Annotated in this window: 12 protein-coding genes and 1 riboswitch; of the genes, 8 read left to right on the plus strand and 4 right to left on the minus strand. The window is 56.6% G+C overall.

From position 1 onward, the window contains the following. The 6 genes from J1C54_RS15125 to J1C54_RS15150 all read left to right on the plus strand — a co-directional run. A partial coding sequence (locus J1C54_RS15125) for a methyltransferase domain-containing protein (RefSeq protein WP_229149540.1) occupies nucleotides 1-831 on the plus strand: 831 nt, incomplete at its 5' end. A gap of 59 nt (nucleotides 832-890) precedes the next feature. Continuing rightward, nucleotides 891-2,051 (plus strand): methionine adenosyltransferase, encoded by a 1,161-nt coding sequence (metK, locus tag J1C54_RS15130; protein WP_229149544.1) that lies wholly within the window; start codon nucleotides 891-893, stop codon nucleotides 2,049-2,051. Between the two features lie 15 nt (nucleotides 2,052-2,066). Further along, nucleotides 2,067-2,141: riboswitch (S-adenosyl-L-homocysteine riboswitch) on the plus strand. A 21-nt stretch (nucleotides 2,142-2,162) separates the two neighbouring features. Then, nucleotides 2,163-3,551 (plus strand): adenosylhomocysteinase, encoded by a 1,389-nt coding sequence (ahcY, locus tag J1C54_RS15135; protein WP_229149545.1) that lies wholly within the window; start codon nucleotides 2,163-2,165, stop codon nucleotides 3,549-3,551. Nucleotides 3,552-3,709: 158 nt separating this feature from the next. Beyond that, nucleotides 3,710-4,540 carry a methylenetetrahydrofolate reductase [NAD(P)H] gene (gene metF / locus J1C54_RS15140; RefSeq protein ID WP_229149546.1) on the plus strand — a complete coding sequence of 277 codons (831 nt, stop codon included), beginning with the start codon at nucleotides 3,710-3,712 and terminating at the stop codon, nucleotides 4,538-4,540. A gap of 234 nt (nucleotides 4,541-4,774) precedes the next feature. After that, complete coding sequence (katG, locus tag J1C54_RS15145; RefSeq protein WP_229149547.1) at nucleotides 4,775-6,961, plus strand: catalase/peroxidase HPI; 2,187 nt, start codon at nucleotides 4,775-4,777, stop codon at nucleotides 6,959-6,961. A gap of 84 nt (nucleotides 6,962-7,045) precedes the next feature. Next, nucleotides 7,046-8,371: a dicarboxylate/amino acid:cation symporter gene (locus J1C54_RS15150; RefSeq protein ID WP_229149548.1), complete on the plus strand. Its 1,326-nt coding sequence runs from the start codon at nucleotides 7,046-7,048 to the stop codon at nucleotides 8,369-8,371. Nucleotides 8,372-8,391: 20 nt separating this feature from the next. On the opposite strand, the gene J1C54_RS15155 is transcribed toward J1C54_RS15150, so the two are convergent. From J1C54_RS15155 to J1C54_RS15170, 4 genes are read right to left on the minus strand one after another with little or no spacing between them, the layout of a single operon-like run. Then, complete coding sequence (locus tag J1C54_RS15155) at nucleotides 8,392-9,909, minus strand: MFS transporter (protein ID WP_229149549.1); 1,518 nt, start codon at nucleotides 9,907-9,909, stop codon at nucleotides 8,392-8,394. Between the two features lie 22 nt (nucleotides 9,910-9,931). Beyond that, nucleotides 9,932-13,081, minus strand: coding sequence for an efflux RND transporter permease subunit (locus J1C54_RS15160; RefSeq protein ID WP_229149550.1), 3,150 nt, complete (start codon nucleotides 13,079-13,081; stop codon nucleotides 9,932-9,934). A gap of 8 nt (nucleotides 13,082-13,089) precedes the next feature. Further along, a complete protein-coding gene (locus J1C54_RS15165) occupies nucleotides 13,090-14,262 on the minus strand; it encodes an efflux RND transporter periplasmic adaptor subunit (protein ID WP_229149551.1) in 1,173 nt (390 codons plus the stop codon). A gap of 41 nt (nucleotides 14,263-14,303) precedes the next feature. Continuing rightward, complete coding sequence (locus J1C54_RS15170; protein WP_229149552.1) at nucleotides 14,304-15,038, minus strand: TetR/AcrR family transcriptional regulator; 735 nt, start codon at nucleotides 15,036-15,038, stop codon at nucleotides 14,304-14,306. 239 nt (nucleotides 15,039-15,277) lie between these two features. Here J1C54_RS15170 and J1C54_RS15175 point away from each other — a divergent pair, with 239 nt between their 5' ends. Together J1C54_RS15175 and J1C54_RS15180 are read left to right on the plus strand one after the other, a co-directional pair. Next, the gene (locus J1C54_RS15175) at nucleotides 15,278-16,273 is read left to right on the plus strand and encodes a hypothetical protein (protein ID WP_229149553.1); all 996 of its coding nucleotides are present in this window, start codon (nucleotides 15,278-15,280) and stop codon (nucleotides 16,271-16,273) included. Between the two features lie 39 nt (nucleotides 16,274-16,312). Then, the coding region (locus tag J1C54_RS15180; RefSeq protein WP_229149554.1) for a hypothetical protein at nucleotides 16,313-17,064 on the plus strand (752 nt) is incomplete at its 3' end.

Consider the following 17,064-nt stretch of genomic DNA (forward strand, 5'->3'; position numbering starts at 1 on the left):
GAGATCTGCGATATGCGCCAGCCGGCCATGAGTCATCACCTCAAGGTGCTGGCCGAGGCCGGGCTGGTGGAGCGGCGCCGCGAGGGCAATGCCATCTGGTATAGCCGCAGTCTGGCCAGTGATGTGCTGCATCAGGCGTTGCTGGACCGGATCGATGATGTGTCGGCGAGTAGTGAGCTGGCCGGGCGTTTGGCCCAGGTGCAGGCGCGCCGGGCGGAGCACAGCCGGGTGTGGTTTGAGCGTTATGCCGGTGAGGAGGGTCAGGAAGAGCTGATCGCGGCCTATGAAGATTATGCGGGGCTGGCACTAGAGCTGGCTCTGCGCAGCATGCCCGAGGGCGAGCTGGCGATTGAGATCGGCCCCGGTGACGGGGCCTTTATGCAGGCGCTGTCGGGTCGCTTTCAGCGCCTGATTGGTTACGAGAATGCCCCGGCCCAGTTGGCCCGGGCGGAGCGCCAACTGGCCGACGCAAAAGTGCAAAACGCCACCCTTATATTGGGTGAGTGGCCTGCGGCGGCGCCGGACGAGGCGCAGGCGGATCTGGTGGTGCTGAATATGGTGCTGCACCACATGCCCGCCCCTGCCGACAGCCTGCGGGCGGCCGCGCGACGCTTGAAGCCGGGTGGCATCTTGTTGGTGACCGAGCTGTGCCGGCATGAACAACACGGCGCTCACGACACCTGTGGTGATCTGTGGCTCGGTTTTGAGGAGCAGGAATTACTGGCCTGGGCAAAACGCGCAGGCCTTGAGCAGAACGAAGTGCAGTATCTGGCACAACGTAACGGCTTCCAGGTGCAGGTGCGCACCTTTGAACGCAGCGGCGAGAAGTAACCACGATCACCGCGTTAACGATTAACCAAGCAACACCTGACCATGGAGTACCACCGACGATGAGCGAATATTCTGTTTTCACTTCCGAATCCGTGTCCGAGGGCCATCCGGATAAAATGGCGGACCAGATTTCGGATGCCGTACTGGACGCGATTATCGCTCAGGACCCGCATGCGCGGGTGGCAGTGGAGACCATGGTCAAGACCGGTATGGCGATCATTGCTGGCGAAGTCACCACCAACTGCTATGTGGACTTGGAAGACATCGTTCGCCAGGTGATTGTCGATATCGGCTATGACTCCTCCGACGTTGGCTTCGATGGCGCCACCTGTGCGGTGCTGAATGCCATTGGCAAGCAGAGCTCGGATATTTCCATGGGCGTGGACGAGAAAGAAGACAAGCAAATCGGTGCTGGTGATCAGGGCCTGATGTTTGGCTTTGCCACCAATGAAACTGACACCTTGATGCCGGCGCCGTTGTTTTATTCACACCGCCTTGTTGAGCGTCAGGCCAAACTGCGCAAGAAAGGTGTGCTGCCGTGGCTACGTCCGGATGCCAAAAGTCAGGTCACCATGCGCTATGAAAATGGCAAGCCGGTGGCCATTGATGCGGTAGTTTTGTCGACCCAGCACAGCCCCAATATTTCGCTGGCGGATCTGCGTGAAGCGGTGCTGGAAGAAGTGATCAAGCCGGTGTTGCCGGCAGAGTGGTTGCATGACAAGACTCTGTATCACATCAACCCGACTGGTAACTTCGTTATTGGTGGACCGATGGGTGACTGTGGTCTGACTGGCCGCAAGATTATTGTTGATACCTACGGCGGCATGGCCCGTCATGGTGGTGGCGCGTTCTCCGGCAAGGATCCTACAAAGGTGGATCGTTCTGCTGCTTACGCGGGCCGCTATGTAGCCAAGAACATTGTTGCTGCGGGACTTGCTGCCAAGTGCGAGATTCAGGTGAGCTATGCCATTGGTGTGGCAGAGCCCACCTCGATTTCGCTGAACACCTTCGGCACTGGCAAGGTAAGTGATGACGTGATCATCAAGTTGGTGCGGGAAATTTTTGACCTGCGCCCACGCGGCATCATTGAAATGCTCGACCTGCGTCGTCCGATCTACCGGGATACTGCAGCTTACGGTCACTTTGGCCGCGAACTGCCCAACTTCACCTGGGAGAAAACCGACAAGGCAGACGACCTGCGTAAAGCTGCAGGCCTGTAATTTCCATATGCCTTCATTTTCGAGGGGCGCTGCAGCGGTTTGTCCGCGAGGCTCGAAAATGAAGGATAAAAGCAACGGCGCCCATTCGTCCAAAAACGAATGGAGAAAACCATGAACGCAAAAGCAAAAGTTAAGCAGGATTATAAAGTCGCGGATATTTCCCTGGCCCAGTGGGGTCGCTCGGAAATTGAGATTGCCGAAACCGAAATGCCTGCACTGATCACTATCCGCGAGAAATACCGCGCTGCACAGCCGTTGAAAGGCGCCCGCATTATTGGCTGTATCCACATGACCATTCAGACCGCCGTGCTGATCGAAACCCTGCAAGCGCTGGGTGCGGAAGTGCGCTGGTCAAGCTGCAACATCTTCTCTACTCAGGATCACGCTGCAGCCGCGGTTGCCGCTGCCGGCACCCCGGTATTTGCCTGGAAGGGCGAAACTGAAGAAGAGTACATGTGGTGCCTGGAGCAGACCTGCCGCGACGCCAATGGCGAGCTGTGGGATGCCAACATGATTCTTGACGACGGCGGTGATCTGACCTGGTATATCCACGACACCTACCCGCAGATGCTGGACAAGATCCATGGTGTCACTGAAGAAACCACCACCGGTGTGCACCGTCTGATCGAAGCGTTGAAGAAGGGCACCCTGAAAGTACCGGCGGTAAACGTCAATGATTCCGTCACCAAGAGCAAGAACGACAACAAGTACGGTTGCCGTCACTCCTTGAATGACGCCATCAAGCGCGGCACCGACCATCTGCTGTCTGGCAAAAAGGCGCTGGTGATCGGCTATGGCGACGTCGGCAAGGGCTCTGCTCAGTCGCTGCGTCAGGAAGGCATGATCGTCAAGATCACTGAGATTGATCCGATCTGTGCCATGCAGGCGTGCATGGACGGCTTTGAGGTCGTTAGCCCATTCAAAAATGGCGTCGATGACGGTAGCGAAGGTTGTATCAATGGCGAGTTGTTCGCCAATACGGATCTGCTGGTAACCACCACTGGCAACGTCAATGTGTGTAACGAGCGCATGTTGCGTGCCATCAAGAAAGGCGCGGTGGTTTGTAACATCGGCCACTTCGACAACGAAATTGATACCGCCTACATGCGCAAGAACTGGCAGTGGGAAGAAGTGAAGCCGCAGGTGCATAAGGTATGGCGTAACAAGGATGCCAATGATTTCCTGTTGCTGCTGTCGGAAGGTCGTCTGGTTAATCTTGGCAACGCCACTGGTCATCCGAGCCGTATCATGGATGGCTCTTTCGCCAACCAGGTGCTTGCCCAGATGTATTTGTTCGATCAGGGATATGCCGGCCATAGCGATACCGTCAAAGAGAAAATGCTGAAGGTAGAAGTGCTACCCAAGCATCTTGATGAAGAAGTGGCGCGTTATATGGTGGAAGGCTTTGGTGGTGTGATCACCAGGCTGACCGAGGTGCAGGCCGACTATATCGGCGTCACCGTCGACGGCCCATTCAAGCCGGAAAGCTACAAGTACTGATTGCCGGAATCGCAACGGCCTGAGTCGCGTCAGTTTGGAAAATGATGATGCGACGCCGCACGACTTGTTGCCGTTTTCTCTGACAACGGCAACAAGTCGTGCGGCTATTTCGTTCACTGCGATCCCTCTAACGGCACTCGAATAAAAGAGAACAACTAATGAAACCCAAAGTCAGCTTCGAGTTTTTCCCACCCAAAACCGATGAAGGGTTGGAGAAGCTCATCAATGTTCAGCAAAAACTGCTGAAGAAAAACCCGGAGTTCTTCTCCGTGACTTACGGTGCGGGTGGTTCAACCCGTGATCGCACCTGGACCACGGTGATGAAGGTGCGCGAAGCTGGTATCGATACGGCACCACATCTTTCCTGTGTGGGCCAGAGTCGCGAGGAGCTGGTCGAGCTGATCGACAAATATAAGGCTGCCGGGATTAGTCGTATCGTTGCCCTGCGTGGTGACCTGCCTTCCGGCATGGGCCATGCCCGCAGTGAATTGCGCTACGCTGACGATCTGGTCAGATTAATCCGAGAAGTCAGCGGCGATCATTTCCATCTTGAAGTGGCGGCTTACCCGGAAATGCATCCGCAGGCACGCTCGTTTAGCGACGACATCGATCACTTCAAACGCAAGATCGATGCTGGTGCCAACAGTGGCGTCACCCAGTATTTCTATAACGCAGAAGCCTATGGCTTCTTTATGGAGCAACTGGAAAAACGCGGTGTCACTGCGCCGGTGGTGCCGGGGATTATGCCAATCACCAACTACGCCAACCTGGTGCGCTTTTCCGATTCCTGTGGCGCGGATGTGCCACGCTGGATTCGCAAGAGGCTGGAAGAGCTGCAGCATGATGAGGCGTCATTGAAAGACTTCGGTGAGGAAGTGGTGACCAGACTGTGCGAGCGTCTGTTGGCCATGGGGGCGCCGGGCCTGCACTTTTACACCATGAATCAAGCGGTTGCTAATCTGAAGGTGATCGACAACCTGGGTCTTTGACTCCGTCCATAAAGCGGTTTGATGTCGGTAATCGACGTCAGGCCGCCTTATCCATAATCCCCTGCCACACTCCTTCCTTCCTGATGGCTAGCTGACGAACTCGCAATCGTAAAAAGCTATCAGCTATATCAATATAAAAATTGATCCCTATGATTGACCGGGCCCGGCGCCGGGCAGAAGATGGACTGCGACGTTAGAAGAATTCACAGGCAGTGACAAAGCGGAGACATCATCATGGATAAGCAAAGCGGTTCCGGCGGCAAGTGCCCGGTTATGCACGGAGGCAATACTGCCAATGGCAACGACAACATGGCCTGGTGGCCTAAGACCCTGAATCTGGACATCCTGCATCAGCAGGATCGCAAGACCAATCCACTCGGCGACGACTTTAACTACGCCGAAGAATTTAACAAGCTCGACCTGGAATCGGTCAAAAATGACCTCAAAGCATTGATGACCGACAGTCAGGACTGGTGGCCGGCGGACTGGGGTCACTACGGTGGTCTGATGATTCGTTTGGCCTGGCACTCCGCCGGTACCTACCGGATCGCCGATGGTCGCGGTGGTGCGGGCACGGGCAACCAGCGTTTTGCACCGATCAACTCCTGGCCGGATAACGGCAATCTGGACAAGGCTCGCCGCCTGCTCTGGCCGATCAAGAAAAAGTACGGCAACAAGCTGTCGTGGGCAGACCTGATGATTCTGGCCGGCAACATGGCCTATGAATCCATGGGTTTCAAAACTTTCGGCTTTGCCGGTGGCCGCGAAGATATCTGGCATCCGGAGAAAGACACCTATTGGGGTTCAGAAAAAGAGTGGCTGGCCCCATCAGGTAGCGAGGGCACCCGCTATTCTGGCGAGCGTGATCTGGCAAACCCGCTGGCAGCGGTAATGATGGGCCTGATCTACGTAAACCCGGAAGGCGTGGACGGTAAACCCGATCCGATCAAGACGGCGCACGACATGCGCATCACCTTCGCTCGCATGGCGATGAACGACGAGGAAACCGTTGCGCTAACGGCTGGCGGCCACACTGTCGGCAAAGCCCATGGTAATGGTGATGCCGCCAATCTTGGCCCGGAGCCGGAAGGCGCGGGTCTGGAAGAGCAGGGCCTGGGCTGGAACAACCACAAAACCCGTGGTATCGGCCGCGATACGGTCACCAGTGGCGTGGAGGGCGCCTGGACCACCCACCCGACCCAGTGGGACCACGGCTACTTTGATTTGCTGTTCAAGTACGACTGGCAGAAAACCAAGAGCCCAGCCGGTGCCTGGCAGTGGGAGCCGGTAAACATCGCCGAAGAAGATATGCCGGTGGATGTGGAAGACCCATCCATTCGCTGTAAACCGATGATGACTGATGCGGATATGGCCCTGAAGATGGATCCGGAGTACCGCAAGATTTCCGAACGCTTCCGCAAAGATCCGGCATATTTCGACGACGTCTTTGCGCGCGCCTGGTTCAAGCTCACCCACCGTGATCTGGGGCCTAAGAGCCGTTATCTCGGTGCGGATGTGCCGAAGGAAGATCTGATTTGGCAGGATCCGGTGGCGCCGGCGCAGTACATACCAACCGATGCTGAGATAAGTGATCTAAAGGCGAAGATTCTCGCCAGTGGCCTGACTGTTGCCGACCTGGTCGCCACTGCCTGGGACAGCGCCAGAACATTCCGCGGCTCGGACTATCGCGGTGGTGCCAACGGTGCGCGCATTCGTCTGGCGCCACAGAATGGGTGGCAAGGCAATGAGCCGGAACGTTTGCAGAAAGTGCTGAAAGTGCTCGAGGGCATTCAGTCCGGCTTTGGCAAAAAGGTCAGCATGGCGGACCTGATCGTGCTCGGCGGTACCGCAGCGGTGGAGAAGGCCGCTCACGATGCCGGCGTCAAAATCAGCGTGCCTTTTGCTCCGGGCCGTGGCGACGCAACCCCTGAAATGACCGACGTGGAATCCTTTGAGGTGCTGGAGCCATTGCACGATGGCTACCGCAACTGGGTAAAGCAGGATTATGTGGTCACTGCGGAAGAAATGCTGCTGGATCGCACCCAGTTGATGGGGCTGACCGCTCCGGAGATGACGGCGCTGGTGGGTGGCATGCGCGTTCTTGGCACCAACCACGGTGACACAAAGCATGGCGTGTTTACCGATCGTGTTGGCGTGCTGAGCAATGACTTCTTCGTCAACCTGACGGACATGGCGTACAGCTGGAAGCCGAAAGGCAGTAATCTGTATGACATTGTTGAGCGCAAATCCGGCAAGACGAAGTGGACTGCTACTCGTGTCGATCTGGTATTCGGCTCCAACTCAATCCTGCGCGCCTATGCCGAGGTCTATGCTCAGGACGATAATCGCGAGAAGTTTGTTGGCGATTTCGTCAAGGCCTGGACCAAGGTAATGAATGCAGATCGCTTTGATTTGAAGTGATTCTCTGCTGAGAAAAGGGCACCTCGGCTTGCCGGGGTGACCCTACAGGACGTAGCCTTGCTGCGGAGCCATCCGGAGCAAGTCATGACTGGTTTAACAATTTCTACCCATCCCTCCATTCGCCGCCTGGAATTCCGTCTCAGTGGCTTTGTCCGTGGCCGACTGTGGCTGCAGGTTCTTGTGGCAATGTTCTTGGGCATCGCTACCGGCGTGGCCATTGGGCCGTCCGGTGGCCTGCTGGAGGCTGCCTCTGCGCAGTTGGTGGGTAGTTGGCTGGCCATGCCTGGCTATCTGTTTCTTGCTCTGGTGCAGATGATTGTTGTACCACTGGTGATTGCCTCAATTATTCTTGGCATGACCAGCAGTGGTGATATGCAGCAGTTGCGCAGCATTGGCTGGCGCACTGCGCTGTTTTTTCTCGCCACCACGCTGGTGGCGGTGGTCATCGGTCTTACGGTGGCGCTGACCGTCAAGCCGGGGCAGTACATGACCGGCGCAATCCTGCCGGAAAATGTGGCAGCTGCCGAAGCAAAAGCGCCGTCCCTTGCTGAACTGCCAACACAGATCATTGCCATTATTCCCACCAACCCGCTGCAGGCCAGTGTCGAGCAGAACATGCTGCAGGTGGTGATATTCGCGATTTTCGTTGGCATTGCCCTGGCGACCATGTCGGCAAAGCGCGCTCAGCCGCTGCTGGATTTATTCGGTGCGATTCAGGAAGTGAGTATGGTGGTGGTGCGCTGGGCCATGTATCTGGTGCCGCTGGCGGTTTTCGGTTTGATGGCGCAACTGACCGCACGGACCGGACTGGATGCTTTGCTCGGCATGGGTGTTTATGTCACCACCGTATTGCTGGGGCTGCTGATCGCCTTTGCATTTTATCTGGCCCTGTATGCGCTGTGGTGCCGCAGCTCACCACGGGTGTTCCTGCGCGACAGTCGCGATGTCCTGCTGCTGGCATTTTCCACGTCCAGTTCCGCAGCGGTGATGCCGTTGACCATGCGAACGGCTGAGGAAAAGTTCGGTGTACAAAAAAGCGTGTCGCGGTTCGTTATTCCGCTTGGCACGACTATCAATATGGCCGGCACCGCCCTGTATCAGGTGGTCGCCACGCTTTTTCTTGCCCAGGTATTTCAGGTGGATGTTGGTCTGTCCGGCTTGCTGCTGGTGGTGGTGCTAGCGGTGGGCGCGTCCATAGGCTCGCCGGGCACACCGGGGATCGGCATTGTGATCCTGTCCATGTTGCTCGGCACAGTCGGTATTCCGGCGGAGGGCATTGCCCTGATTATCGGCGTCGACCGCATTCTGGATATGAGCCGTACCACGCTGAACGTCAGCGGCGATCTGATTGCTGCCAGCATTATCAATCGTTACGTCACGCCCTCGCTTGAAGGAAGCCCCGAACCGTAGCAGTGACTTCACCAAGACTGCTAGTGCGCCGATACCTTCAAGTCGCGCAGAAAATGCCACACCACCAGCATGGCCACCAGCACGATCGCTACGCTGATCCCCGCATTCACATGCAGGGCCTGGGTAAATGCCACGCCGGCCTGAGCGCTGATGCCCTGCCCTGCTTCGCCAAGCTGTTCTGCTACGGCCAGCGCACCGCCCAGTGTATCTGCTGCGCTTTCCCGATCCGCTGCGGATAGCTCCGTGGGCAGCGACACAAGCATTTGCTGTCGATAGACAAATCCACCGACGCTGCCGATCACCGCAATGCCCAGCGCCATGCCCATTTCCGCCGCCGTTTCCGATGTCGCGGATGCAGCTCCGGCTTTCTCCGCTGGCGCGGAACTAACCACCATATCGGTGCCAAGAATCATCATCGGCATGGCGCCGGCGCCCATGGCAATAGTGCCAATCACCACCACTGCAGCGGCATAACCACCACCGGCCTGAGTCATCAGCAACATACCGATAGCGGTGATCAACAGTCCGCTGCTGATTAGCGTGGCGGGACGAATCCGCCGTGCCAAACTTGGTACCAGCATGGCGCCGACAATTTGCACCATGGCGGATGGCAGAACGAGTAGCCCGGCATGCAAAGGTGACATGCCAATCACACCCTGCAGGTATTGAAAGATCATCAACCAGATGCCGGAGAACGACAGGATCACCAGCAGCAGCGCCAGCACCGACACAGTAAAGGTCCGGTTGGCAAAAAGGTTCAGATCAAACATCGGGTCAGCCAGGCTGCGTTGGCGTCGGGCAAACAAAAAGCCGATAACTAATCCGCCGGCGGCGATAGCAATGGCGCTCAGGCTGAGCCCATTGCGTGCCATATCCTTGAGCCCGTAGATCACGGCCAGAATCATGGTTACCGCTAGTAGTGCGCTGACAAGATCAAGGCGGCCCGCATTCTCATCCTTAAACTCAGGCAGCAGTAATGGCCCGCTGATCAGCAGCACAAGCATGACCGGCACGCCAAGCAGAAATACCGAGCCCCACCAGAAAAACTCGAGCATGGCGCCACCCACCAATGGGCCAATGGCGGTGCCCACCATAAAGCCAGTCATCCAAACGGATATGGCTCGCGTTCGCTCGCCCGGATCATGAAACATATTTCGAATCAGCGAGAGCGTCGACGGCATCAAGGTGGCGCCAGCAATGCCAAGTAACGCACGGGTAATGATGAGCATATTGGCCGTGTTGGAAAATGCCGCCATAACCGAGGCGATGCCAAACAGCATGGCGCCAATCATCAGTAGCTTGCGTCGGCCGATGCGATCACCCAGTGTGCCCATGGTGATCAGAAAGCCGCCGATCATAAAGCCGTAGATATCCAGTATCCACAGTAATTGGGAGCTGGTCGGCTTGAGGTCGGCGCTGATGTGCGGCACGGCAAGATGCAGCACGGTCATATCCAGCGCTAGAAGAATAGTCGGTAAAACCAGAACGGCGAGAGCAATCCACTCTCGCCGCCCGGCCTTGACTTCAGTTACATCCATCTTGTCCCATTTCCAGAGAGCTTCAGTGTGCGGTTGCTACCGATGCGTTATTTTCCGCCTGAAGGTCGCGGCCAATATACATATACACCGCAGGAACAATAAACAAGGTAAAGGCGGTACCAATGGTCATGCCGGTGGATACCACCAGACCCATGGCAAAGCGCGCGCCATTACCTGGCCCGGTGGCAATCAGCAGTGGGATCATTGCCAACACCAGCGCCGCAGTGGTCATCAGTACCGGGCGAAGACGAATGGACGAAGCCTCTTCAATTGCCTCGCGTCTGCTTCTGCCTTCTTCCTGAAGCTTGTTGGCAAATTCCACAATCAGGATGCCGTGCTTGGAAATCACCCCGATCAGTGTCACCAGACCCACCTGGGTATAGATATTCATACTGGCACCGGGGAACGGTTCAAACTGGGAGCCAGTCATGCCCGCTACCATGCCGCCAATGCCATTGATGATAGCCACCACATTGAGCGCCAGCATGGCGCCACATACGGACATCGGTACGGTGACCAGCATGATAAGTGGGTCGCGCCAGGATTCGAACTGGGCAGCCAAAACAAGATAGATGATCACCAGTGCAAAGAAGAATGTCAGCACCAGGCCACCACCTTCAGTTTTCAACTGACGCGCCTGACCGGCGTAATCGACGGAGTATCCCGGCGGCAATACGTCGGCGGCGGCTTGATCGAGTACCGCAAGTGCGTCGCCCAGAGTCACACCAGGGCGCGGCACTCCTGACAGCGTTACCGCATTCAACTGCTGGAATCGCTTCAGCTGCTGAGGCTCCACCATTTCTCGCAAGCTGACGATGGTCGACAACGGAATCAGCTCGCCGGCCGCAGTGCGGATGTAATATTGCTCCAACTGTGAGGCCGTCAGTCGGTCACTGCGCTGCACCTGAGGGATAACCTTGTAGGAACGGTTCTCCAGAGCAAAGCGATTGGCAAAGCCACCGGATAGCATGGCACCCAGCTCGATACCGATCTGCTGCATGCTGACGCCTAGCAGTGCCGCCTTCTCCCGATCAATCAATACATCCATACGTGGCTTGTCGATCTTCAGATCTTTGTCGATGAAGATAAACTTGCGACTTTGGTAGGCTCGCATGAGCACTTCATCTGCCAGTTCAATCAGGTTCTCGGCGGACTCGGTTGATCCGATAATAAACTGTACCGGTGGGCCGCCGCCGGCGCTGGGCAGCGATGGCGGTACGAAGCTGAACAACTGAATGCCGGCAATCTGGGATAATTGTTTATCGATTGATTGCTGCACTGACATGGTGTTGCGATCGCGTTCGTTCCATGAATTCAATACAAAGCCGGCGAACGCACTGTTGGTGGCCGCGCCAGCACCGCCGATACCATTAAGCAGAAACAGGTTCTCCACTTCCGGAAGGTCGTCAGCAATGGTGTTCATCTCGCTGGTATAGGTTTCCAGATAATCCAGCGTCATGCCCGGATCGCCTTGAGCAATGGCCAGCACGAAACCCTGATCCTCCTGTGGCTCAAGTTCGTTTGGTGTTGATACAAACAGGAAGTAACAGCTCATCAGAACAATGCCGCCGAATGCCAGCATGACCTGCTTTTCATCCAGGGCACTGTGCAGCTTGCGCTGATAGCTGTGTTGCAGTGCGGCGAATTTTTCGTCCAGCCACGCCTCAATGCCGGTTTTGCCTTCGCCTTGAGGGTGGGCTTTAAGCAACTTGGCGCACATCATCGGCGACAGCGTCAGTGCAATCACGCCGGATAGCAGCACCGCGCCAGCCAGTGAAAAAGCAAACTCGACAAACAGTGTGCCAGTGAGGCCGCCTAGAAAACCGATGGGAAGATATACCGCCACCAGGGTGGTGGTCATGGCAACGACTGGCCAGGCTAGTTCGCGGGCGCCACGGATGGCCGCATCCATGGGCTCCATGCCGTCTTCAATATGGCGGTGAATATTTTCCAACACGATAATCGCGTCATCCACGACAATGCCGATGGCCAATACCATTGCCAGAAGAGTCAGCAGGTTGATCGAGAAGCCCATCAGCAACATCAGGAACAGTGCGCCGATCATGGACAGAGGCACAGCCACGGTGGGGATTAGCACGGAGCGTACGGAGCCGAGGAAGCCGTAAATCACAATGATCACGATGATGATCGCTTCGATGATAGTTTTGATTACCTCATCAATGGAATCCTGAATATAGCCAGTGCTGTCGTAGGGAATATCGCCGGTAAGGCCCTGTGGCAACTGTGGGAAAACATCGCTTTCAAGAACGCCGCGCACTGCACCGATGACATCCAGGGCGTTGGCGTCGGGCGCAACGTTGATGCCCATAAATGTGGCTTTTCGGCCATTAAAGGAAACCGATGTGGCGTAGGACTCCGAGCCCAGCTCGATCTCGGCAACATCGGCGAGGCGCACGATGGCACCGTCGTTGGCGCGTACCACCAGTTGACGGAATTCCTCTGCACTACTCAAGTCGGTGGCGGCGGTCAGATCAACGCCAATCATGCTGCCTTTGGTGCTGCCCACGGCGGACAGCACGTTGTTCGCTTGCAGTGCGCCATACACATCGCTAGGCGTGATGCCGAGGGCCGCCATCCGATCCGGCTGCAGCCAGACACGCATGGCGAAGGTGCGATCGCCAAGAATTTGAGCCCGCTGGACACCCGGCACCGTAGTCAGCTTTGGTTGCACCACTCGCACCAGATAATCAGTGATCTGGCTGTTATTCAGCACATCCGAAGAGAACGACAGGTACATGGCAGACAGCGTGTCGCCGATGGCTAGTTCTACCGTTGGCGACTCCGATTCCTGCGGCAGCTGACTGCGCATCTTATTCACTTTGGCAACAATCTGGGTCAGTGCTTCATTGGGGTCGTAGTCCAGACGAATAAACGCCTGAATCACCGAGGCACCCTGGACAGATGTTGAAGTCAGGTAATCAATGCCATCGGCGCTGGCGATTTCCTGCTCCAGTGGTGTGGTGATAAAGCCCTGCATAAGGCTGGCGTCTGCACCCACATAGACGGTAGTCACCGTCACCACCGCATTCTGCAGCTGTGGATACTGGCGCACATTCAGTTCCGTCGCGGCGCGCAAGCCCAGCAACAAAATCACCAGGCTGACTACCGAGGCCAGTACCGGTTTACGAATAAAAATTTCAGTAAAGTTCATACCCGACCTCAGGAGTTGTCAGGACGTGGATCGATTTCGGACGACGGCTCAATCTCATTATTGATTATCACCGTGGCATCATTACGTAATTTCAGCAGGCCGCTGGTAGCCACCCGCTCGCCCGCTTGCAGGCCCTCAGTGACGGCCACCAGATCGCCGCGCTCGCTGCCGGTTTTAACAAAGCGTCGCTTAACGATCAGAGTGGGTTCCTTATCAGTTGCATCGACCTCCCCGTCTGCCTCGCTTTCCCCATCTACGGCGTCGCTTTGTTTTTCCGTAATTACATAAACCGAGTTGCCATAGGGTGCGTACTGAATTGCAGTGCGCGGTACAACTACAACCTCTTCCGAGTCAGCCAGGCGAATACTTATGCGGGCGAACATGCCCGGGCGCAGCTTCTGTTCTTCATTGCTGAAGGAGGCCTGTACATTGAAGTTGCGGGTGGCCGAGTCAACGCCCGGTTCGATGGCAGAAATCTCTCCCTCGAAAAGCGCGTCTGGCATGGCGCTGAGGCTGGCTCGCACGGCAAGGCCGGGCTGCAGCAGGGCTTGATCACGCTCCGGCAGAGAGAAGTTCACATAGATGGGATCAAGCTGCTGCAGTGTGACTACCGCATTGCCTGGATTCAGGTACTGGCCAAGGTCAACCTGGCGGATACCGAGCTTGCCGCTAAAAGGCGCGCGCAGGGTTTTTTGCGCGACACGTTCTCGCTGTGCGTTGGCGGTAGCAATGGCCTGGTCACGTTCACTTTGCCGGCGGTCCAGTTCTGAGCGCGAAATGGAGCCCTGCTTGAACAGGGTTTGAAAGCGCTCGTATTCCTGCTCGGCAAGTCGGGCGGCGGCCTCCAGTGCTTTCAGCTGGGCGCTGTCGGTGCGCGCGTCCAGGGACACCAGTACCGCGCCCTCCTCTACTTCGTCACCGGAACTGAAGTGAATTTTTTCCACTTCACCGGCCACCTGAGTAGTCACCTCAACACCATTGACGGCGCGTACTGTGCCCACCGCATCCAGCGCTAGTACCCACTCGTCCGAAACAGCCTCGGTGGCAGTGATGGTGGCCGCTGGCATGGGCATGTTGTCGAAGAACTGGTTCATGCCAAAGTTCAGCACCCCTTTAAGTCCAAAAACCAGGCCGAATACAACTACACAGGCCACCAGCATGATGATCATGCGCTTACTCATAGGAGCTCCTATTTAAAAAACTTCTTGATAATTGCCAGTGATTATTCATCGCAGTCATGGCACAGGTCGGCAAACACAGTGCGCTTGATACGTTGCACCAGTGCTTCAAGTGCCACTTCATCAAATGGATCTTGCTCGGGTTGCCAGCCAAGGCCATTAAGCAGGGCGTTTAACTGTCGCAACAACATTCGGTATGGATCACTCAGGTTATACAACTCCAGTACACCTTCGGCGTGAACCAGATTGTGCATGCCCAGCGTCATGGTCCACTGGCCGAGAGTCATCTCCAGCAAGGGCCGACCGCGTGGGTCAAGATCTCCGGCCTCGACGGCGGCTTCAATAATGCGCTGCACCGCATCGCCCATTGGCTTGCTGGCTTCCAGCAGTTGCTGACGGCGTCTGGCGGAGGCGGCCTGCCAGACCACTTCGGTAAACACGAACTGGGCAAGGCGGAAGTGTTCCGGATAGTGGTGGGCAAAGATGATGTCACCCACGGCGATGCCAAAGATGCGCTCCCGGGTGGGTGCCTCCCAGGTCACTAGCCGGTTGAATATTTCGACTCTTTTATCCACAAGATCGCTGCAGATCGCAACTAATAGATCCTCTTTCGATGAAAAATGTTGGTACAGGGTACCGGTGGCATAGTCGCAGGCGCGGGCGACCTTGGCCATTTGCAGGCTAAGTAGCCCGTCCTGACAGATCTGTTGCCGGGCGGCGTCGAGGAACAGTTGCTCGCGGTCGGCGAGCTGGCGTTCCTTGCGGTCCTGAATGGCCATGAAGTGGTCGGCGCTAGCTTAGGGGAGAACGATTCTGAATCCGGTTCAGAAAATGAGCAAGGTTCGAAGCTGTGGTTTTACAAACCTTTAAAGCTTTCGCTGGGACGTTGAAAAAGGCATAGCAGGCTACTGGCACAAATTGGGTGCTTTTTGGCCGCAAATGTGGGGCATGCCTCCCTATTGTTGCACCTTGGTTCCATATAGGCCCCGTAAGCCTGAAAAGAATAAATGGAGAGACTATGAAAAAGTTAATGCTGCTGCTGGTCACATTGGCCATGGCTGGCGTGAGTTCCACCGCCAGTGCCTATTTGCCTCTGGTTGATAACCAGCCTCTGGCCACCAAGTCCTGCCCGTTGGGCAAGGCTGTCTCCACGGCATCCTGGTTTGGCCGGGTCGGCTCCATGAACGTCAAATGTGTGGTCGACAATATCGACGTGGTTTACACCGTCACCGTGCCGCCGGGCTGTGAGAAAGGCGGCTGCGGGCTGATCTTCGACAACCACGGCATGTCCATGAATGCGAACGTGGAGAACGCCGGCACCAAGCTGCGCCAGTTCGGCTGGACGGCCACCCGCTACGGTGCGCCAACGCCCTTTATTGTGGTGCAGCCGAACCTGACCGATGTGTTTGACCGCTACAAGATTATTGATACCGACTCCTTTGCCGGCGGCGCCTATTACAACGAGGTGCCAAACATCGCCTACTTCACCCAACACATGTATGACGTGTACAAGGTGGATCGCCGTCGCACCCACATGTATGGCTTCTCCCGCGGCGGCAATACGGTTAATGCCATGTACTGCGAGCTGGGCCTGCGCGACCTGTTCGCCAGCTATGCCATGGGCGGTCAGGATTTCCGCTGCGCTTTGGACAAGCCGATCCTGATCCTGTCCGGGGATGATGACTCCGGTCACCCCACCGCGATTGCCGATGCGGAAGCGAAAGTCAAAGCGATGAGTGGTGTGGTCAGCCGTGCCATCGTCAATGATCCCGGTTATGCGAAGCCCAACTGGGTGTTCACCTGGGGCGGTCTGCAGCGCAAGGGTCGTCATCACCACATGCGCTTCAACGTTGACGGCACAGTCATGGAAACCATCCGTCACAGCGGCAGCACCTTGCCCATGTTTGGTCATTGCCACCCGACCAGTGACTACAACAACTGGCTGAACTGCTACGCCAACATGGAAACTGGTCGCAAGCTGATCGACTTCTTTATTCAGAATCCGGCCCGCTAAGCCGGCCAACAAACAGCGATAACAAGAAGGGGTGGCAGCATGAAAAAGCTGATATCGATTCTGGTGTGCGCCATGCTCGCCAGTTGGAGCACCACCGCCAGTGCCTACCTGCCACTGGTGGACAACCAGCCGCTGACGCTGAAATCCTGTCCGCTCGGCAAGCCGGTCTCGACAGAATCCTGGTTTGGTCGTGTCGGCTCCATGAATGTGCGCTGCGAAGTCGATGGGGTGGATGTGGTCTACACCGTCACCGTGCCGCCGGGATGTGAGCGAGGCGGTTGCGGCCTGATTCTGGATAACCATGGCATGTCCATGAACGCCGCCCAACAGAATGCCGGGACCAAGTTGCGCCAGCACGGCTGGGTGGCCACCCGCTTCGGAGCACCGACGCCCTTTATCGTGGTGCAGCCGAATCTGACCGACCTGTTTGATCGCAACAAGCTGATTGATATCAGTTCGGTGGTGGGCGGGGCCTACCTGAATGAGTTGCCGAACCTGCGCTATTTCATCAATCACATGATTGATGTCTATCGCGTGGATACCAATCGCACCCATATGTACGGCTTCTCCCGCGGTGGCAAGACGGCCAATGCGTTCTACTGCGATATCGGCAGCAGTGAGTTGTTTGCCAGCTATGCGGTGGGCGGCATGGATCTGGAGTGCGCCATCGACAAGCCGATGATGCTGATTATCGGAGATGGCGACTTTGCCGCACCAAATGGCATCCCTGAGGCCGAAGCGGCATTTCTGGCTCAGGGTGGAGTCACCACGCGGGCGATCGTCAACGACCC

It is taken from the genome of Alcanivorax sp. 1008, assembly GCF_020667895.1.
GTDB lineage: Bacteria > Pseudomonadota > Gammaproteobacteria > Pseudomonadales > Alcanivoracaceae > PGZG01.